The sequence below is a fragment of the Puerhibacterium puerhi genome (assembly GCF_009846865.1).
GTDB lineage: Bacteria > Actinomycetota > Actinomycetes > Actinomycetales > Cellulomonadaceae > Puerhibacterium > Puerhibacterium puerhi.
Map to the genome: position 1 here is coordinate 1 of NZ_WUWN01000023.1, position 18,478 is coordinate 18,478.

General features: G+C 75.1%; 16 protein-coding genes. 11 read left to right on the plus strand and 5 right to left on the minus strand.

Annotated elements, in window-relative coordinates:
- The 6 genes from GSF02_RS12490 to GSF02_RS12515 form a co-directional block, all read left to right on the plus strand.
- Window positions 1-190: hypothetical protein (locus GSF02_RS12490; protein ID WP_201308915.1), on the plus strand; the 190-nt coding region annotated here is incomplete at its 5' end.
- Window positions 190-1,287 carry a protein translocase subunit SecF gene (secF, locus tag GSF02_RS12495; protein ID WP_159796866.1) on the plus strand — a complete coding sequence of 366 codons (1,098 nt, stop codon included), beginning with the start codon at window positions 190-192 and terminating at the stop codon, window positions 1,285-1,287. The genes GSF02_RS12490 and secF, both read left to right, overlap by 1 nt.
- Window positions 1,288-1,365: 78 nt before the next feature.
- Complete coding sequence (locus tag GSF02_RS12500) at window positions 1,366-1,953, plus strand: adenine phosphoribosyltransferase (RefSeq protein ID WP_159796869.1); 588 nt, start codon at window positions 1,366-1,368, stop codon at window positions 1,951-1,953.
- A gap of 53 nt (window positions 1,954-2,006) precedes the next feature.
- Entirely contained in the window at window positions 2,007-4,349 is a 2,343-nt protein-coding gene (locus GSF02_RS12505) for a RelA/SpoT family protein (RefSeq protein ID WP_159796872.1), read from the plus strand.
- A 49-nt stretch (window positions 4,350-4,398) separates the two neighbouring features.
- Entirely contained in the window at window positions 4,399-5,550 is a 1,152-nt protein-coding gene (locus GSF02_RS12510) for an ATP-dependent DNA ligase (RefSeq protein ID WP_159796875.1), read from the plus strand.
- Between the two features lie 71 nt (window positions 5,551-5,621).
- A complete protein-coding gene (locus GSF02_RS12515; protein WP_159796878.1) occupies window positions 5,622-6,173 on the plus strand; it encodes a dihydrofolate reductase family protein in 552 nt (183 codons plus the stop codon).
- Window positions 6,174-6,229: 56 nt separating this feature from the next.
- On the opposite strand, the gene ligD is transcribed toward GSF02_RS12515, so the two are convergent.
- The 4 genes from ligD to GSF02_RS12535 all read right to left on the minus strand — a co-directional run bounded on the left by ligD (window position 6,230) and on the right by GSF02_RS12535 (window position 10,634).
- Entirely contained in the window at window positions 6,230-7,327 is a 1,098-nt protein-coding gene (gene ligD / locus GSF02_RS12520; protein WP_159796881.1) for a non-homologous end-joining DNA ligase, read from the minus strand.
- Between the two features lie 72 nt (window positions 7,328-7,399).
- Window positions 7,400-8,035, minus strand: coding sequence for a hypothetical protein (locus GSF02_RS12525; protein WP_159796884.1), 636 nt, complete (start codon window positions 8,033-8,035; stop codon window positions 7,400-7,402).
- Between the two features lie 89 nt (window positions 8,036-8,124).
- Window positions 8,125-9,828, minus strand: a complete 1,704-nt coding sequence (locus GSF02_RS12530; RefSeq protein WP_159796887.1) for a DUF349 domain-containing protein — start codon at window positions 9,826-9,828, stop codon at window positions 8,125-8,127.
- Complete coding sequence (locus GSF02_RS12535; RefSeq protein WP_159796890.1) at window positions 9,825-10,634, minus strand: peptidylprolyl isomerase; 810 nt, start codon at window positions 10,632-10,634, stop codon at window positions 9,825-9,827. Before GSF02_RS12535 ends, GSF02_RS12530 begins: the two co-directional genes overlap by 4 nt.
- A gap of 183 nt (window positions 10,635-10,817) precedes the next feature.
- On the opposite strand from GSF02_RS12535, the gene GSF02_RS12540 reads away from it, so the two are divergent.
- The 3 genes from GSF02_RS12540 (at window position 10,818) to GSF02_RS12550 (ending at window position 15,189) form a co-directional block, all read left to right on the plus strand.
- Window positions 10,818-11,504: an MBL fold metallo-hydrolase gene (locus tag GSF02_RS12540; RefSeq protein ID WP_159796893.1), complete on the plus strand. Its 687-nt coding sequence runs from the start codon at window positions 10,818-10,820 to the stop codon at window positions 11,502-11,504.
- Window positions 11,505-11,568: 64 nt separating this feature from the next.
- Entirely contained in the window at window positions 11,569-12,948 is a 1,380-nt protein-coding gene (gene hisS, locus GSF02_RS12545) for a histidine--tRNA ligase (RefSeq protein WP_159796896.1), read from the plus strand.
- A 54-nt stretch (window positions 12,949-13,002) separates the two neighbouring features.
- Window positions 13,003-15,189 carry an intein-containing Rv2578c family radical SAM protein gene (locus GSF02_RS12550; protein ID WP_159796899.1) on the plus strand — a complete coding sequence of 729 codons (2,187 nt, stop codon included), beginning with the start codon at window positions 13,003-13,005 and terminating at the stop codon, window positions 15,187-15,189.
- Window positions 15,190-15,234: 45 nt separating this feature from the next.
- Here GSF02_RS12550 and GSF02_RS12555 read toward each other — a convergent pair whose 3' ends face one another.
- The gene (locus tag GSF02_RS12555; protein ID WP_159796902.1) at window positions 15,235-15,702 is read right to left on the minus strand and encodes a PPOX class F420-dependent oxidoreductase; all 468 of its coding nucleotides are present in this window, start codon (window positions 15,700-15,702) and stop codon (window positions 15,235-15,237) included.
- A gap of 107 nt (window positions 15,703-15,809) precedes the next feature.
- Here GSF02_RS12555 and aspS point away from each other — a divergent pair, with 107 nt between their 5' ends.
- Window positions 15,810-17,573: an aspartate--tRNA ligase gene (aspS, locus tag GSF02_RS12560; RefSeq protein ID WP_159796905.1), complete on the plus strand. Its 1,764-nt coding sequence runs from the start codon at window positions 15,810-15,812 to the stop codon at window positions 17,571-17,573.
- Complete coding sequence (locus GSF02_RS12565) at window positions 17,570-18,433, plus strand: GNAT family N-acetyltransferase (protein WP_235915539.1); 864 nt, start codon at window positions 17,570-17,572, stop codon at window positions 18,431-18,433. Before aspS ends, GSF02_RS12565 begins: the two co-directional genes overlap by 4 nt.
- Window positions 18,434-18,478: the final 45 nt, after the last annotated feature.

Sequence of the window (18,478 nt, forward strand, 5' to 3'; positions counted from 1 at the left end):
GGACGCCACGCCCGCGCCGCGGCCGTCGGCGCCGCGGCGCCCGGTGCCCGCGCCGGCGACCGACGAGACGGGACGCCGCCTGACGATCGCCGAGCGGCGCGCCGCGGAGCGCAGGGCGGGTGCCGGCGACGACGCCCGCACCGACGAGGACGCGCCGGCCGCCGGCGGCCAGGACGAGGAGAACCACTGATGGCCGGGCTCAACTTCGCCGCGTGGGGCAACGACCTGTACACCGGTCGCCGCTCCTACCCGATCGTGCAGCGCCGCAAGCGCTGGTTCACGGTGATCGCCGCCCTCGCGGTCGCCTCGATCCTGGTGCTGGCCGTCAAGGGCCTCTCGCTCGGGATCGACTTCCGCGGCGGGACCGAGGTCCACGTGACCGACGTGCAGTCCACCGACCAGGGTCCCGCCGTCGAGGCGGTGCACGCGGTCGTGCCGGGCGAGGAGCCGCGCGTCGCGACCGTGGGCAGCAACGCGCTGCGCATCCAGACGGTGCAGCTGTCCGAGGACCAGACGGCCCAGCTCGCCCAGGAGCTCGCCGACGCCTACGGCGTCGACCCGGCGCAGGACGTGTCCAGCTCGTTCGTCGGGCCCACGTGGGGCTCCGGGGTCTCCATGCGCGCCCTGTGGGGCGTCGTGGTCTTCGTCGTGGCCGCCGCCGCCTTCATGGCCGTCTACTTCCGCGCCTGGCGGATGTCCGTCGCCGCGATCGTGGCCATGCTGGCCGACCTGCTGATCTCCGCGGGCGTGTACGCGCTCGTGGGCTGGGAGGTCACGCCGTCGACGATCATCGGCTTCCTGACCATCCTGGGCTTTTCGCTGTACGACAAGATGGTCGTCTTCGACAAGGTGCGCGAGAACACCGACGGCGTGCTCGAGCAGAGCCGCAACACGTACTCCGAGCGGGCCAACCTCGCCGTGAACCAGACGCTGGTGCGCTCGATCAACACCTCGGTCGTCGCGCTGCTGCCGGTGGCGGGCATCCTGTTCGTCGGTGCGCTCCTGCTCGGGGCGGGCACGCTGCGGGACATCTCGCTGTCGCTGTTCGTCGGCATCGCCGTCGGTGCCGCCTCGTCGATCTTCCTCGCGACGCCGCTCGACGTCGCGCTGCGCGAGCGGGAGCCGAAGATCGCCGCGCACACCGCCAAGGTGCTCGAGGCGCGGGCCGGGGCGGTGTCGGACGCCGACGCGGCCCAGCTCGCCGCGGCGGGCGCCGGCTCGGTCCAGCTCACGCCGGGCCAGCACCTCGGGCACGCGGCGCAGCCGCGGCGCAAGCGCTCGCACTGAGCCGCGCGCACGTCCGCGCCGGCACACCAGCCCCGCGCCGCCCGGCGCGCCGAGAGATCTGAGAGACAGCACCACCGCATGACCGACGACATCGCGCTCGTCGCCCTGACCGGCCTCGGGGCCGAGCGGGCGGCGGAGATCCGCGCCCTCATCCGCGACGTGCCGGGCTACCCGCACGAGCCCGTCGTGTTCCGCGACATCACGCCGCTGCTGGCCGACGGGCCGGCGCTGGCCGACGTCATCGAGGCGTTCGCGCGCCTCGTGGAGGCCGACGGCGGCGTGGACGTCGTGGCCGGCATGGAGGCCCGTGGCTTCCTGCTCGGGGCCCCGCTGGCCCTGCGCCTGGGCGTGGGCTTCCTCCCGCTGCGCAAGGCCGGCAAGCTGCCGCCGCCGGTGGAGCGGGCCGACTACGACCTCGAGTACGGCTCGGCGGCGATCGAGCTGCGCAGCGGCACGCTGCGCCCGGGCGCCCGCGTGCTGGTCCTCGACGACGTGCTCGCCACGGGCGGGACGGCCGCGGCGGCCGCCGAGCTCGTCGAGCGCTGCGGCGGCGAGGTCGTCGCCCTGGCGTTCCTGCTCGAGCTGGGCGGCCTGGGCGGCCGCGACCGCCTCGTCGGCCGGAAGGTCGAGACCCTGCTGCGCGTTGACGGGGACAGCGGGTCGTAGACTTGCGACCCACCACCCGTCAACCGGCCGACCGCTGGTGGAAGGAGGCACGCATGAGCGAGGACGCGAAGGTCCAGCGTGCCCCGGGCGCGCTCGGCTCCCCGCCGCCGTCCGGGACGGGTGTCCGCGTGCGCAACCGCCTGGTGCGGCTCGGCGTGCGCACCTCGAGCGTGAGCCCCGCGCTCGAGCCCCTGCTGCAGGCGGTGCGCGCCGCGCACCCCCGCTCGGACCTGTCGGTCATCGAGCGCGCGTACGCGACGGCGGAGCGCGCGCACCGCGGCCAGCAGCGCAAGTCCGGCGACCCGTACATCACCCACCCGGTGGCGGTGGCGACGATCCTCGCCGAGCTGGGCTTCGAGGGCCCGACGCTCGCCGCCGCGCTGCTGCACGACACGGTCGAGGACACCGAGTACGCCCTCGAGCAGCTGCGCACCGAGTACGGCGACGAGATCGCCATGCTGGTCGACGGCGTCACCAAGCTGGACAAGGTGAAGTACGGCGACGCGGCCCAGGCCGAGACCGTCCGCAAGATGGTCGTGGCGATGGCCAAGGACATCCGCGTCCTGGTCATCAAGCTCGCCGACCGGCTGCACAACGCCCGCACCTGGAAGTACGTGCCGAGCTCCTCGGCGGAGCGCAAGGCCCGCGAGACCCTCGAGATCTACGCCCCGCTGGCCCACCGGCTGGGCATGAACACCATCAAGTGGGAGCTCGAGGACCTGTCGTTCCAGGCCCTGTACCCCAAGGTGTACGACGAGATCGTGCACCTCGTGGCCGAGCGCGCCCCTGCGCGCGAGGAGTACCTGTCGGTGGTGCGCGAGCAGATCACCGCCGACCTGCGCAGCTCGAAGATCCGCGCCACGGTCACGGGCCGGCCCAAGCACTACTACTCGATCTACCAGAAGATGATCGTCCGCGGGCACGACTTCGCGGAGATCTACGACCTGGTGGGCACGCGCGTCCTCGTGGACACGGTGCGGGACTGCTACGCGGCGCTCGGCGCCCTGCACGCGCGGTGGAACCCGGTCCCCGGCCGGTTCAAGGACTACATCGCGATGCCGAAGTTCAACATGTACCAGTCGCTGCACACGACGGTCGTGGGGCCCGGCGGCAAGCCGGTCGAGATCCAGATCCGCACGCACGACATGCACCGGCGCGCCGAGTACGGCGTCGCCGCGCACTGGAAGTACAAGGAGTCCGCCCGCTCGGGCCGCCCGGGCGCCGGCGACGACCCGCGCGCCAACGACATGGCCTGGCTGCGCCAGCTCGTCGACTGGCAGCGCGAGACCGCCGACCCGACGGAGTTCCTCGACTCGCTGCGCTACGAGATCGGCGGGGCCGAGGTCTACGTCTTCACGCCCAAGGGTGAGGTCATCGCCCTGCCCTCGGGCGCGACGCCGGTCGACTTCGCCTACTCGGTGCACACCGAGGTCGGCCACCGCACGATGGGCGCCCGCGTCAACGGCCGGCTCGTGCCGCTCGACTCGACGCTGCAGAACGGCGACGTGGTCGACATCCTGACGTCGAAGGCCGAGACGGCGGGCCCCAGCCACGACTGGCTGGCGTTCGTGAAGTCGGCGCGCGCCCGCAACAAGATCCGCCAGTGGTTCACCAAGGAGCGGCGCGAGGAGGCGATCGAGCAGGGCAAGGACGCCATCACCAAGGCGATGCGCAAGCAGAACCTGCCGATCCAGCGCCTGCTGTCGCACGAGGCCCTGGTGGGCCTGGCCACCGAGCTGCGGTACGCGGACGTGTCTGCGCTGTACGCCGCGGTGGGCGAGGGGCACGTGTCGGCCCCGCACGTCGTCGACCTGCTCGTGAAGTCGCTCGGCGGCGCCGAGGGCACCGCGGAGGACACCGCCGAGGTCGCGGTGCCGGGCGCGCCCACCACGGCGCGGCGGCCGCGCACCGGCGACCCGGGTGTGGTGGTCAAGGGCGTCGAGGACGTGTGGGTCAAGCTCGCCAAGTGCTGCACCCCGGTACCGGGCGACGAGATCATCGGCTTCGTCACCCGCGGCGCCGGCGTCAGCGTGCACCGCGCCGACTGCGCCAACGTCGAGGGCCTGCGCGCCCAGCCCGAGCGCATCGTCGACGTCGCCTGGAGCAGCGGCGCGAACGCCACGTTCCTGGTGCAGATCCAGGTCGAGGCGCTCGACCGCTCGCGGCTGCTGTCCGACATCACCCGGGTGCTGTCCGACAACCACGTCAACATCCTGTCGGCGAGCGTCTCGACGACCTCCGACCGGATCGCGATGTCCCGGTACGTGTTCGAGATGGCCGAGCCGGCGCACCTGCAGCAGGTGCTCAGCGCCGTGCGCAAGGTCGACGGCGTGTTCGACGTCTACCGGATCACGGGGGCCAAGGCGGCCGAGGCGCCGCACCTGCCCGCGCCCTGAGCAGCGCGCCGGCGGGCCGACGTCGGGCCCAGGTGGCAGCATCGGCTCCGTGACGCTGCCGATCAGCCCGCCGATCCTGCCGATGCTGGCCAAGTCCGTGCCCGCGGTGCCCGACCAGCCGGACGACGCCGGCGCCGCGGCCGCCTGGGTGTACGAGCCCAAGTGGGACGGCTTCCGCGCGATCGTCTACCGCGACGGCGACGACGTGCGCATCGACTCGCGCAACGCCCGGCCGATGCAGCGCTACTTCCCGGACGTCGTCGAGGCGGTGCGGGCCCAGCTGCCGGACCGCTGCGTCGTCGACGGGGAGATCGTGGTGGCGCGGCCCGGGCCCGACGGCGCCGCCGCGCGCCTCGACTTCGACGCGCTGTCGCAGCGCATCCACCCGGCCGCCTCGCGGGTGCGCCTGCTCGCCGAGACCACCACCGCCAGCCTCGTCGTCTTCGACGTCCTGGCCGTCGGCGACGAGGACCTCACCGACCGCCCGCTGCGCAGGCGCCTGGCGGCGCTCGACGACCTGCGGCTGGACGGGCCGCGGGTCTTCGCCACGCCCCGCTCGACCGACCCCGCCGTGGCGCGCGAGTGGTTCGACGCGTTCGAGGGCGCCGGTCTCGACGGCGTCGTGGCCAAGCCTCTCGACGCGCCCTACCAGCCCGACAAGCGCGCGATGGTGAAGGTCAAGCACGCCCGCACCGCCGACGTCGTGCTCGCCGGCTACCGCCTGCACAAGACCTCGACCGACGCCGAGCCGCGCATCGGGTCGCTGCTGCTCGGCATCCACGACGACGACGGGCGGCTGCAGTTCGTCGGCGTGGCGGCGTCGTTCCCGACCGCCCGGCGCGCCGCGCTGCACGCCGAGCTGCAGCCGCTCGTCGTCGAGCCCGGCACGCCGGAGGCGGCCGACCACCCGTGGTCCGACTGGCAGGACCCGGCGGTGGTCGACGGCACGGCGGGGGAGCGCCGCCCGGGCGCCCAGTCGCGCTGGAGCGCCGGCAAGGACCTGTCGTTCACGATGCTGCGGCCCGAGCGCGTGCTGGAGGTCGGCTACGACCACATGGAGGGCACCCGGTTCCGGCACACCGCCCAGTTCAAGCGCTGGCGACCGGACCGCGAGCCGGCGTCGTGCACCTACGCCCAGCTCGAGGAGCCGGTCGGGTACGACCTGGCCGCGCTCCTGCCCGGGGCGCCCGGGACCGCCTGAGGCCCGCTGCGGTCGCCGGGCCCGGCTGCCCCGCGGCGATGAGTTCGGCGGCGCCGCGCCGTCCCGACCCCATGGGAACTCTCAGGTACGGCATGAGCTGCTCGGTCGACGGCTACGCGGCGGACGCGGACGGCGGCATCGGCTGGACCGCCCCCGGCGACGACGCGCACGCGTTCGTCAACGGCCTGACGAAGGACGTGCGGGTCTTCGTCATGGGGCGGCGGATGTTCGAGACGATGCGGGTGTGGGACACGTGGCCCGCCGGCGAGAGCGCCGTCGAGGACGAGTTCGCCGAGATCTGGCGCGGGGCGGACAAGATCGTGTGCTCCGACTCGTTGACCGCCCTGGACGCGCCCCGCACGACGCTCGAGCCACGGCTCACCACCGCGCGGCTGGCGCAGATCGTCGCCGCGACCGACGGCGTGGTCGAGGTGTCCGGCCCGACGACGGCCGCCGCGGCCCTGCGCGCCGGCATGGTCGACGACCTGCGCCTCTTCGTGGTGCCGCACCTCGTCGGCGGCGGGCTCCGCGTGCTGCCCGAGGCGGCCCGCACCGCGCTGCGGCTGACGGACCAGCGGGTGTTCGCCGACGGCACCGTGTACCTGCGCTACGCGCGCGCCTGAGGGGCGCCGCCGGACGCCCCCCCGGGGCCGCCCCCGGAGCGCCCCGCGGGGTGCCGTCAGGCGTCCTCCTTGGGGCGGTCCCGGTCCCGGCTCGGCTGCACCCGCTTGGGCTCGCCCGGCATCTTGGGGTACTCCGGCGGGTAGGGCAGGTCGCCGAGCCCGTGCTCCTCCTCGTCGCGCCGCGCCAGCTCCAGCGCGGGCTCCAGGTCGCAGTCGAGCGCGGGGTCGCGGTCGGCCCGCAGGGGGGCGAAGAGGTCGCCGCGCTCCGCGAACCGCGCGGGGACGGTGAGCACGTCGAAGTCGTCGGGGTGCACCTGCGCGACCTCGTCCCACTCGAGCGGGGTGGACACGGTGGCGCGGGCGTTGGAGCGCACCGAGTAGGCCGAGGCGATGGTGCGGTCGCGGGCCATCTGGTTGTAGTCCACGAAGATCTTGGCGCCGCGCTCCTCCTTCCACCACCGCGTGGTGACCTGGTCGGGCAGGCGCCGCTCCAGCTCGCGTCCGATCGCGATCGTCGCGCGCCGCGCCTGCTGGAACGACCAGCGGGGCGCCAGCGGCACGAAGACGTGGACGCCGCGGCCGCCGGAGGTCTTGGGATAGCCGGTCAGGCCGAGCTCGCCGAGGAGCTCGCGCAGGTGCGGGGCCACCGCCGCGGCGTCGCGGTAGTCGGTGCCCGGCTGCGGGTCCAGGTCGATGCGCAGCTGGTCGACCTTCTCCGTGCTGTCCGGGCCCGCGCCGCGGCGCACGGGCCACGGGTGGAAGGTCAGCGTGCCGAGGTTCGCCGCCCACGCCACCACCGCCAGCTCCGTGGGGCAGACCTCGTCGGCGGTGCGGCCGCTCGGGAAGGCGATGGTGGCCGTCTCGACGTAGTCCGGGGCGCCCTGCGGCACACGCTTCTGGTAGAACGCGTCGCCGCGGCTGTCGGCGCGGGTGGCCATCACGGCGCCCTCGAACACGCCCTTCGGCCAGCGCTCCAGGGTGGTGGGGCGCTCGAGCAGCGCGCCCAGGATCCCGTCGCCCACGGCGACGAAGTACTCGACGACCTGGAGCTTGGTGATGCCCCGGGCGGGGAAGACGACGCGGTCCGGGCTCGAGACGCGGACGGTGCGTCCGGCGACGTCCAGCTCGACGGCGGGGGCGGCGGTGCGTGCCATGGCTCACACCGTACGGCGCCGGCGGCGGGGGCGCCCCCGCGACACGGCCGTGCCCGCGAGCCCGGCCCGGGGTCAGCCCGGGGCGTCGGCGGCGAGCGCGCGGCGGGCGGCGCCCAGCACCGCGCGGGCCCGCGGCCGGCCCACGACCCGCAGCCGCAGCTCGAGGGCGCGCCCCGCGGCGTCGAGGTCCACGCCGGCCCGCGCGAGCGCCAGGAGGAGGGCGACGGCCTCGCCGTCCGGCAGGTGCAGCGCCACGTCGACGGCGGCGCGGACCGGCGTCTCCACCCGCACCCCGCCGAGGGGCAGGCAGTCACCGGCGATGCCCGGCGCGGACCAGGCGCGGACGCCGGACCACGCCGGCGGGCGGTGCGTGCCGGGGACGTAGGCGAGGTGCAGCACCTCGCCGTCCGCGACGCCGCAGTGCACCCAGGCAGCGGTCGGCCCGGCCACCACCGCGCGCGCCGGCACCGCGAGCGCACGGGCCCGCACCTCGGGCGTCACGGGCGTCCCGGACGGCGCGGCCGCGTCGCCACGGACCCGCACCAGGACGCCGTCGTGCACGAGCGCCTGCCAGGCCGCCGGGCCGCCGACGTCCCCGGGACGCACCAGGCCACCGCGTGCGGCGGGTGCGGGGGGCAACAGCCTCGACAGCGGCAGCTCGCCGCCCGACGGCGGCACGGGGCGGTGGACGACGACGGCGGGTCCCATGGCCCGGACGCTAGCCGCGTCCGCGCCGTGGGATCCCGCCGTCGTGCGTGCCTGTGGACGACCCGCCGGCGGGCCGCCCTGGGGAGGCGTCAGCCGCGCGTGTCCTCCGCGGCTCGCACCACCTGCTCGAGCCACGCGCGGCGCGCGGCCAGGGCCGTCTCGAGCTCCTCGACCTTGCGCGGGTCGCCCTGCCGGCGCGCCGCCTCGAGGTCCGCCTCGAGCCCGGCGATGGCCGACTCGAGCTGCGCGGCGGCGCCCTCGGCGCGGGCGCGCGTCTCGGGGTTGGTGCGCTGCCACTTCGCCTGGTCGGCGTCGCGCACCGCCTGCTCGACGGCGCGCAGGCGGCCCTCGACCCGCTGCACGTCGGCGCGGGGCACCTTGCCCGCCTGCTCCCAGCGCTCCTGGATGTCGCGCAGGCGGCGCTTGGCGTCGTCGAGGTCGCGGACCGGCACGAGCGCCTCGGCCTCGGCGAGCAGCGCCTCCTTGACCTCGAGGTTGGCGCGGAACTCGGCGTCGAGCGCCGCGTTCTGCGCGTCGCGCGCGGCGAAGAACGTGTCCTGGGCGGCCCGGAAGCGGGCCCACAGGGCGTCGTCGTCCTTGCGCGCGGCGCGGCCGGCGGCCTTCCAGCGCGTCATGAGGTCGCGGTACGCGGCCGAGGTGGCGCCCCAGTCGGTGCTGCTCGACAGCGCCTCGGCCTCGGCGACCAGCTGCTCCTTGGCGGCCTTGGCCGAGGCGTTGCGCTGCTCGAGGTCGGCGAAGTAGTGGCGCCGCTCGCGGTCGAACGCCGTGCGGGCGTGGCTGAAGCGCTTCCAGAGCGCCTCCTCCGTGGGCCGGTCGATGCGCGGCCCGGAGCGCTGCGCCTCCTTCCAGCGGTCCAGCAGGTGGCGCAGCTCCTCGCCGGCCGGGCGCCACTGCATGCGCTGCGGGTCGGTCGCGGCGATCTTCTCCGCGGCCTCGACGATCTCCGTGCGCGCGGCGACGGCCTCGGCCTTGGCGGCGGCGCGGGCCTGCTCGAGGGCGGCGCGGCGCTCGGCGGCGCGCGCCGAGAGCTGCTCGACCCGGGCGCGCAGCGAGTCCAGGTCGCCGACCGCGGCGGGCTCGGCGGTCTCCTCGCGCAGCTTGGCGAGGGTGGAGTCGATCTCCTTGACGGACAGGTCGGCGCTGTCCAGGCGCGTCTCGAACAGCGCGACCTTGGCCACGAGGTCGAGGTAGCGGCGCACGTACAGGCTCATCGCCTCGGACGCCGAGACCCCGGGGAACTGGCCGACGGAGCGCTCGCCGGCCGCCTCGCGCACGTAGACCGTGCCCTCGTCGTCGACGCGGCCGAACTGCTCGGCCGCCTCGACGGCGGCGGCGTCCAGCGCCGGCGGCACCGGTGCGGCGGGAGCCGAGGCCACGGGCGCCGCGGGGGCGTCCGGGGTCGCCGGCCGGCGCAGGGCCGAGGGCTTGGGCAGGGCCGACGGCTTGGGCGCGGACGGCCTGGGCGCCGTCTTCGGCGTCGGGCGCTGCGCAGGCGCCTCCGCGGCCGGCTCCTGGGCCGACGCCTCCGCGTCCGTGGGCTCGTCGGCCGGCGCCTCGACGGCCGGCTCCTGGGCCGGCGCGGCGTCGGCGTCCGCCGACTCCGACGCGTCGGCGGCGGCCTGCGCCTCGCCCGGCGTGGCCTCGGGCTCGGCCGCCGCGGCGCCGGGGGCGTCGGCCGCGGGGGTGGTCTCGGGGGCAGGAGTCTCGGCCGTCTGCGGCTCGTCGGCCTGGACGTCCTGGGGGCCGTTCGAGCCTGCGGTGCTCTCGCTCACTGGGTCTCAACTCCTTCGATGGTGACGGGGGCGGCAGGCGGCCCGTCGGCCAGCCCGCCTGCCACGCCCGCGTCAGCGACTGCCTGGACGACGTCCAGGCCGGACGTGATGCGTCCGAACACGGTGTACCCGCCCGCAGCGTCGGACGGGATGGTGGAATCCTGGTACACCAGGAAGAACTGCGAGCCCATCGAGGACCCGTCGCCGCCCACGCGCGCCATGGCGAGGGTGCCCGCCGGGTACACGTCGTCGGCGGGGGCGTTCTCGATCGGGCCGAACGAGTAGCCGGGCCCACCGCTCCCGGTCCCCGTCGGGTCGCCGCACTGCAGCACGTAGATGCCGTCGGTGGTGAGGCGGTGGCAGGAGGTGTCGTCGAAGTAGCCCTGCCGGGCCAGCGAGACGAAGCTGGCCACGGCCTGCGGCGCCTTCGCGCCGTCGAGCTCGAGGGTCACCTGGGACTCCTCGTCGCCCGCGCAGAGGTCGACGGTGGCCGTCCAGGTGCGGTCCTCGGCCGCCGACGGGTCGGGCAGCGAGAAGCCCTCGCGCGCCTCGGTGGACCCGGTGGCGCAGGCGGCCGAGGTCGCCGCCGGGCTCGCCGCGGGGGACTGGGCGGCGGAGTCGTCCGCCGTCGCGCTGCGGTTGCCCGCGAGCCCGACGACGAGCAGCGTGCCGACGAGCGCCAGGACTGCCACGCCCGCGACGACCGCCGCGACACGCTGGCGGCGTGCCCGGGCGCGCGCCCGGCGCTCCTCCCACTTGGCCTGCCGCTTGCGCGCGTAGTCGCGCTCGCGCTTGGTGGCCGCCACGTCGCTCCTCCCCAGCCCTTCGTCCCGCGCGCCAGGTGTCGGCGCACGCTGCTGCCGCACGCGCGCGAACGCGTGCGGAGGACAGTCTAGGCACCGCGGCCTGCGGCGTCCCGGCCCGTCCCGCCGGGCGTGCCGCGCGGCCCCGGGCGTGCCGGTGCCCGACGGCGCAGTAGCGTGCCCGCCATGGAGATCCACGTCGTCGTCGCGCCCGTCTTCGCCACGAACTGCTGCGTGGTCGTCGCCGGCGGCGACTGCGTCGTCGTCGACGCCGGCGCGGGGGTCGCTGCGCAGGTCGCGCTGCTGGTCGAGGACCACGGCTGGACGCCGCGGGCGGTGCTCGCCACGCACGGCCACGTGGACCACACCTGGGACGCCGCCGCGCTGTGCGACCGCTACGACGTGCCGCTGCGCATCCACCAGGCCGACGCCTACCGGCTCGCCGACCCCTTCGGCACCCTCGGGCTCGGACCGGCCGGCGGGGTGAGCGGCGCGCTGCGCCAGGCCGTCGCGGCGCTGGGCCTGGCGCCCGAGGACTACCGCGCGCCGGCCGCCGTCGTGCCGTTCGGCGACGCGGGCGACGACGGCGCCGGCACCCTCGAGGCCGGCGCCGTGCGGCTGCAGGTGCGGCACGCGCCCGGGCACACGCAGGGCGCGACGCTGTTCCTCACGCCGGACGCGGTGCTGGCCGGCGACGTGCTCTTCGCCGGCTCGGTGGGCCGCACCGACCTGCCTGGCGGGGACCCGGCGGCCATGCGGGCGACGCTGCGCGAGGTGGTCGCGCTCCTGGACCCGGGCCTCGCCGTGGTGCCCGGGCACGGGCCGACGACGACCGTGGGCCAGGAGCTGGCGACCAACCCGTTCCTGGGCTGACGCCGGGCCGTCCGCAGGGCGGCGGCGCGCCCCGGGCCGGCCCGGGTCTGGGAAGATGGAGGGCATGGCTCGCATCGCCCCGCTCTCCGGCTTCCCCGAATGGCTCCCCGACGGTCGCGTCGTGGAGCAGCACGTCCTCGACACGCTGCGCCGCACGTTCGAGCTGCACGGGTTCGCCGGCATCGAGACGCGCGCGGTCGAGCCGCTCGAGCAGCTGCTGCGCAAGGGGGAGACCTCCAAGGAGGTCTACGTGCTGCGCCGCCTGCAGGCCGACCCCGAGACCGACGAGGCCGGCGACAAGCAGCTCGGGCTGCACTTCGACCTCACCGTCCCCTTCGCGCGGTACGTGCTGGAGAACGCCGGCCGGCTGGCCTTCCCGTTCAAGCGCTACCAGGTCCAGAAGGTCTGGCGCGGCGAGCGGCCCCAGGACGGCCGCTTCCGCGAGTTCGTCCAGGCGGACATCGACGTCGTGGGCGCCGGCGACCTGCCGTACCACTTCGAGGTCGAGCTGCCGCTGGTGATGGCGGAGGCGCTCGGCGCGCTGCGCGAGATCGGCCTGCCGCCGGTGCGCGTGCTGGTCAACAACCGCAAGGTCGCCGAGGGCTTCTACCGCGGCATCGGCCTGGACGACGTCGAGGGCGTGCTGCGCCACGTGGACAAGCTCGACAAGATCGGCCCGGACGCCGTCGCCGAGCTGCTGCAGGCCGAGCAGGGCGCCACGCCGGAGCAGGCCAAGGCGTGCCTCGAGCTCGCCGCGATCTGTGGCGAGGACGTCGCGGTGGTCGACCGCGTGCGCGAGCTCGCCGCGTCGTACGACGCCGTGACCGAGCTGCTCGAGACCGGGCTGGCGGAGCTGCGCGCGCTGGTGGCCGCGGCCGCCGAGCGGGCGCCGGGCGTCGTCGTCGCCGACCTTAAGATCGCCCGCGGGCTCGACTACTACACCGGGTCCGTGTACGAGACCGTGCTGGTGGGGCACGAGCAGCTCGGCTCGATCTGCTCCGGCGGGCGCTACGACACCCTCGCGTCCGACGGCAAGAACACCTACCCGGGCGTCGGCCTGTCGATCGGCGTCTCCCGCCTCGTCTCGCGGCTGCTGTCGGCCGGGCTGGTGCGGGCCACGCGCGGCGTGCCCAGCGCCGTCGTGGTCGCCGTCGTCGACGAGGAGCACCGCGCCGCCTCCGACGCCGTGGCCACCGCGCTGCGGGCCCGCGGCATCCCCGTCGAGGTGGCCCCGTCCGCGGCGAAGTTCGGCAAGCAGATCAAGTACGCCGACCGCCGCGGCATCCCGTTCGTCTGGTTCCCCGGCGCGGTGGGCGAGGACGGGGTGCGCGGGCCGGACCAGGTCAAGGACATCCGCTCCGGCGAGCAGGCGCCCGCGGACGCGGCGACGTGGGAGCCGCCGGCCGCGGACCTGTGGCCCCGGGTGGTCCCCGCGGAGGCCTGACCCCTCCCGTCGGGCGCGTTGACCCGGGCGTCGAACGCGTGTTCGAATGGCTGCATGCGGTGGGACGGTCAGGCGATCACGGCCGACGACGGCGCGCTGCCCGGGCTCGAGCGGCCGGCGCTGTCGCGCATCGGCCTCATGCGGTCCGTGCGCACGCCCGAGTTCGCCGGCATCACCTTCCACGAGGTGGCGGCCAAGAGCGCGCTGTCGCACGTGCCGGCCGCCTCGCGGATGCCGTTCCGCTGGACGGTCAACCCGTACCGCGGCTGCAGCCATGCCTGCGCCTACTGCGTGGCCCCCACGACCCTCGTGCTCATGGCCGACGGCCGGCAGAAGCCGATCGGCGACCTCGTGGTCGGGGACCGGATCATCGGCACGCGGCGTGACGGCACCTATCGCCGGTACGTCCAGACCGAGGTTCTGGGGCGGTGGAGCACCGTCAAGCGCGCCTTCAGGGTGACCCTTCAGGACGGCACGCAGATCGTGGCCAGCGGCGACCACCGCTTCCTCACCGGGCGCGGCTGGAAGCATGTCGCCCGTGCGGAGCCGGGCGAGGGGCAGCGGCCGTTCCTGACCACGCGCAACGCGCTCATGGGTTTCGGGCTCGGCATGGCGAGCGAGGCGTACGCCCAGCCGACGGCGAGTGCCGACTATCGCCGCGGATACCTGGCCGCGATGATCCGCGGCGACGGCATGCGGATCGACAAGACGTACCGCCGACGCGACACCGGTGCGCCGTACCGAGTCACGATCTTCCGGCTTGCGCTCGCCGACGACGAGGCGCTTGCGCGAGCCCGCGAGCTCCTCGCGGCAGAGGGGATCCCGACGTCCACGCGGCCGTTCAGCCCCGCCTCGGCCACGCGACGTCCGATCACCGCGATCTATACCTCACGGCGGCGAGATCTCGCCGCCATCGATGTGCTGTGCGAGTGGCCGACCGAGGCCAGCTTCGAGTGGAGCCGGGGCTTCCTCGCCGGCATCTTCGACGCAGAAGGCTCCTGCTCCCGGGGGGTGCTGCGGGTGTCGAACGCGGACGAACAGATCCTGAGGCGCACCAGCGCAGCGCTCGATCGGTTCGCCATCCCGAACGTGCGGGAGCGAGCGCGGCCGAACGGCGTGGCAACCATCCGTGTCACCGGCGGCGAGAGCGTCCGCAGGCGGTTCTTCCACCTCGTCGACCCGGCCATCAGCCGCAAGCTCGCCATCACCGGGGCCGCGGTCAAGACCTCGGCCCCGCTCGGCGTGGTGGCCGTGGAGGATCTCGGCTACGAGCAGGAGATGGTGGACATCACCACCGGCACCGGCGACTTCGTGGCCGACGGGGTGATCGCGCACAACTGCTTCGCCCGGCCCACGCACCAGTACCTCGACCTGGACGCCGGCAAGGACTTCGACAGCCAGGTGGTGGTCAAGGTCAACGTCGCCGAGGTGCTGCGCGCCGAGCTGGCCAAGAAGAGCTGGCGGCGCGAGCCCGTGGCGCTGGGCACCAACACCGACCCGTACCAGCGCGCCGAGGGCCGCTACCGGCTCATGCCCGGCATCATCACGGCGCTCGCGGACTCCGGCACGCCGTTCTCGATCCTCACCAAGGGCACGCTGATGCGCCGCGACCTGCCGCTGATCGCGCAGGCGGCCGGGAAGGTCGAGGTGGGCCTCGGCGTCTCGCTCGCCTTCGCCGACGAGGAGCTGCAGCAGCTGGTGGAGCCCGGCACGCCCACGCCGCGCGCCCGCCTCGACCTGATCCGCGCCGTGCGCGCGGCGGGACTGCCGTGCGGCGTGATGGTCGCCCCGGTGCTGCCGTGGCTGACCGACTCGCGCGACCACCTGCGCCGGCTGCTCGACGCGATCGCCGAGGCCGGCGCCACCGGCGTCACGGTGATCCCGCTGCACCTCAAGCCCGGCACCCGCGAGTGGTACCTGCAATGGCTCGAGCGCGACCACCCGCGCCTGGTCGCCGGCTACGGGCGGGTCTTCGGCCGCGGCACCTACTCGATCAAGGCCTACCAGGAGTGGCTGTGGGAGCGGGTCAAGCCGCTGCTCGACGAGCGCGGCTTCGGCTCCTCGGGCCACCGGCGCGGGTCCGGCGCGACCGGGCGGCCGCACGACACGCTGCGGCCGCACGACGACGGCGACTACCCGGCGGGCTCCATCGTCGAGCCTGCCGGCGCGCTGGCCGGGATGCCGGTCGACGGCACGGGCCTGACGGTCGCCGGCGCCGGCCCCGACCAGACGCTGTTCTGAGCCGCGCCGTGGGCTCTGAGCCGGGGCCGGGGCTGGGGGCCGGCGTCAGGCGTCGGCGAGCCGCGCGGGGAAGCCGCCGGTGGCGACCGGTCCCCAGCGCTCGACAGTGATCCGCACGATCGACTTGCCCTGCGTGACCATCGCGGCCCGGTACTCGTCCCAGTCCGGGTGCTCGCCGGCCGCGGCGCGGTAGTACTCCACGAGCGGCTCGACGGACTCGGGGGAGTCGATCACCTCGGCGGTGCCGTCCACCTGCACCCAGGCGTCGTCGAAGTCGTCGCCGAGCGCCAGCAGCGACGCCTCCGGCCGGCGGCGCAGGTTCGCCACCTTGGCGCGCTCGGGGTAGGTGGAGATCACCACGCGGCCCTCGCCGTCGACCGCGAACGTCACCGGGCTCAGCTGCGGGCGCCCGTCGGCGCGGGTCGTGGCGAGCACGCCCTTGCGGCGCTCGCGCAGCGCGGCGAGCAGCCCGTCGCGGTCGACCGTCGTGTTCGTCGCGATCCTGCGCGGCATGGGAAACCCTTCGTCGGGGACGGTGGTGCGACGGATAGACTCGCACAGGCGCACGGGTCCCGTGCCGCCCACCCTCGTCATCCTGGATCCCAAGGAAGGACCTCTCCGTGCTGCGCACCCATACGGCCGGCTCGCTGCGGGCCGAGCACATCGGTCAGACCGTCACCCTCACGGGCTGGGTCGACCGCCGTCGCGATCACGGGGGAGTGGCCTTCATCGACCTGCGCGACGCCTCGGGCATCGCCCAGGTCGTCATCCGCGACGAGTCGGTGGCCCACCCGCTGCGCGCCGAGTTCGTGCTGCAGGTCACCGGCGAGGTCGCCCGCCGCCCGGAGGGCAACGCCAACCCCAACCTCGCCACCGGCGAGATCGAGGTCATCGCCAAGGACGTCGTGGTGCTCAACGAGTCCGCGCCGCTGCCGTTCCAGGTCTCCACGGCGCTCGCGGACACCGAGACCATCGGCGAGGAGGCGCGGCTCAAGCACCGCTACCTCGACATGCGCCGCCCGCAGCAGGCCCACGCGCTGCGCCTGCGCGCCAAGGTCAACCAGGCCGCGCGCCGCGTGCTGGACGAGCACGACTTCGTCGAGATCGAGACGCCGACCCTGACCCGCTCGACGCCCGAGGGCGCGCGCGACTTCCTGGTGCCCGCGCGCCTGTCGCCCGGCTCCTGGTACGCCCTGCCGCAGTCGCCGCAGCTGTTCAAGCAGCTGCTCATGGTCGGCGGCATGGAGCGCTACTACCAGATCGCCCGCTGCTACCGCGACGAGGACTTCCGCGCCGACCGCCAGCCGGAGTTCACGCAGCTCGACGTCGAGATGAGCTTCGTCGACCAGGACGACGTCATCGCCCTGGCCGAGAAGATCCTCGTGGCGCTGTGGGACCTCATCGGCGTCCAGGTCACCACGCCGATCCCGCGGATGACCTACGCCGAGGCGATGCGCCTGTACGGCACCGACAAGCCGGACCTGCGCTTCGGCAACCCGCTGGTCGAGCTCACCGAGTACTTCGCGCAGACGCCGTTCCGCGTGTTCCAGGCCGAGTACGTCGGCGCCGTCGTGATGCCCGGCGGCGCCGGCCAGCCGCGCCGGCAGTTCGACGCCTGGCAGGAGTGGGCCAAGCAGCGCGGCGCCAAGGGCCTGGCCTACGTGACGTTCGCCGAGGACGGCACGCTCGGCGGCCCGGTGGCCAAGAACCTGTCCGAAGCCGAGCGCGAGGGCCTGGCCGCCGCGACCGGCGCGCAGCCCGGCGACGCGGTGTTCTTCGCCGCCGGCCGGACCTCCGAGGCCCGGGCGCTGCTCGGCGCGGCGCGGCTGGAGATCGCCCGGCGCACCGGCCAGATCGACGAGGACGCCTGGGCGTTCGTGTGGGTCGTGGACGCGCCGCTGTTCAAGCCGGCGGGCGAGGACGACGACGTCGACCTGGGCCACTCGGCGTGGACGGCCGTGCACCACGCGTTCACCTCGCCCACGCCCGAGTGGGTCGAGAAGTTCGAGCAGGACCCGGGCAACGCGCTGGCGTACGCCTACGACATCGTCTGCAACGGCAACGAGATCGGCGGCGGGTCCATCCGTATCCACCGCCGGGACGTGCAGGAGCGCGTCTTCGACGTCATGGGCATCGGCCACGACGAGGCCCAGGAGAAGTTCGGCTTCCTGCTCGACGCGTTCCAGTTCGGCGCCCCGCCGCACGGCGGCATCGCGTTCGGCTGGGACCGCATCGTCGCGCTGCTGACGAAGTCGCCGTCCATCCGCGACGTGATCGCCTTCCCGAAGTCCGGCGGCGGGTTCGACCCGCTCACCGAGGCGCCCGCCCCGATCACCCCGGAGCAGCGCAAGGAGGCCGGCGTCGACGCGGTGCCCGGCGAGTGAGCCTGGACGCCTCGCTGCTCGAGCGGGTGGCCCTGCCCGGTGTCGCGCTGCCGGCGCGCTGGGCGGGGCACCCCGTCGTCGTGGCGGAGAACGCCCGCAGCGGCTGGGACGTCACCCACGTGTGGTCCGACGACGACGCGCTGCTCGTGCGGCTGCGCTGGCGGGAGCGGACCGACGGCGACCGGCCGTTCGCCGTGGAGGCCGGTGACGACGCGCAGGCGGCGAGCCTGCTGTCCGTCGGGTCGTCCGACGGCGCGGCGCGGCTGCTGCTGCGCGCCGCGGCGGACCTCGCCCGGGAGGGCACGGACCTGGCCTCGGCGAGCCGGTCGTCGGTGCCGCGCGGCACCCGGGCGACCCTCGCCGCGATGGCGGTGGCCGACCCGACGCTCGTGGTGCCCGCGCCGTTCGACGTCCCGACGGACGGGGCCTGGGACTGGATGGGCACCACCTCGGCCCCGCCGGCGCAGCCCGGCGAGGAGCGCGTCGAGGAGCTCGTGGGCGCGGCCGGCCTCGCCGAGGCGCGGGCGGCGCGCGAGCGCGCGAACCCGCACGGCGAGCTGGCGGTGGAGGAGCCGCGCTCGCGCTGGTGGGGCTGGCGGGACGACGACGGCGTGCTGCGCGGGGTGGTCGGCGCCAGCCGGCGCGTGCCGGGCCAGCCGTGGGTGCTCGGCTCGATCGGCACCGACCCCGCCTGGCGCGGCCGCGGCATCGCCGCGGCGACGACCGCCGTCGCCACCCGCGCCGGGCTCGCCGAGGTCCCGATGGTCACGCTCGGCCTGTACGCGCACAACCACACCGCCCGGCGCCTGTACGCGCGCCTGGGGTACGAGCTCGCGCAGGAGTTCGAGAGCCACCGCTGACGGCGGCCGCCCGGCGTCCCGGCCGCCGCGCTCGCGCGCGGCGGT

Coding starts and splice junctions, on each gene's coding strand:
- GSF02_RS12525 (WP_159796884.1), bottom strand. CDS start 8,035: ATGGGACCCGCCGTCGTCGTCCACCGCCCCGTGCCGCCGTCGGGCGGC.
- hisS (WP_159796896.1), top strand. CDS start 11,569: ATGGCTCGCATCGCCCCGCTCTCCGGCTTCCCCGAATGGCTCCCCGAC.
- ligD (WP_159796881.1), bottom strand. CDS start 7,327: ATGGCACGCACCGCCGCCCCCGCCGTCGAGCTGGACGTCGCCGGACGC.
- GSF02_RS12505 (WP_159796872.1), top strand. CDS start 2,007: ATGAGCGAGGACGCGAAGGTCCAGCGTGCCCCGGGCGCGCTCGGCTCC.
- secF (WP_159796866.1), top strand. CDS start 190: ATGGCCGGGCTCAACTTCGCCGCGTGGGGCAACGACCTGTACACCGGT.
- GSF02_RS12550 (WP_159796899.1), top strand. CDS start 13,003: ATGCGGTGGGACGGTCAGGCGATCACGGCCGACGACGGCGCGCTGCCC.
- GSF02_RS12540 (WP_159796893.1), top strand. CDS start 10,818: ATGGAGATCCACGTCGTCGTCGCGCCCGTCTTCGCCACGAACTGCTGC.
- GSF02_RS12515 (WP_159796878.1), top strand. CDS start 5,622: ATGGGAACTCTCAGGTACGGCATGAGCTGCTCGGTCGACGGCTACGCG.
- GSF02_RS12500 (WP_159796869.1), top strand. CDS start 1,366: ATGACCGACGACATCGCGCTCGTCGCCCTGACCGGCCTCGGGGCCGAG.
- GSF02_RS12555 (WP_159796902.1), bottom strand. CDS start 15,702: ATGCCGCGCAGGATCGCGACGAACACGACGGTCGACCGCGACGGGCTG.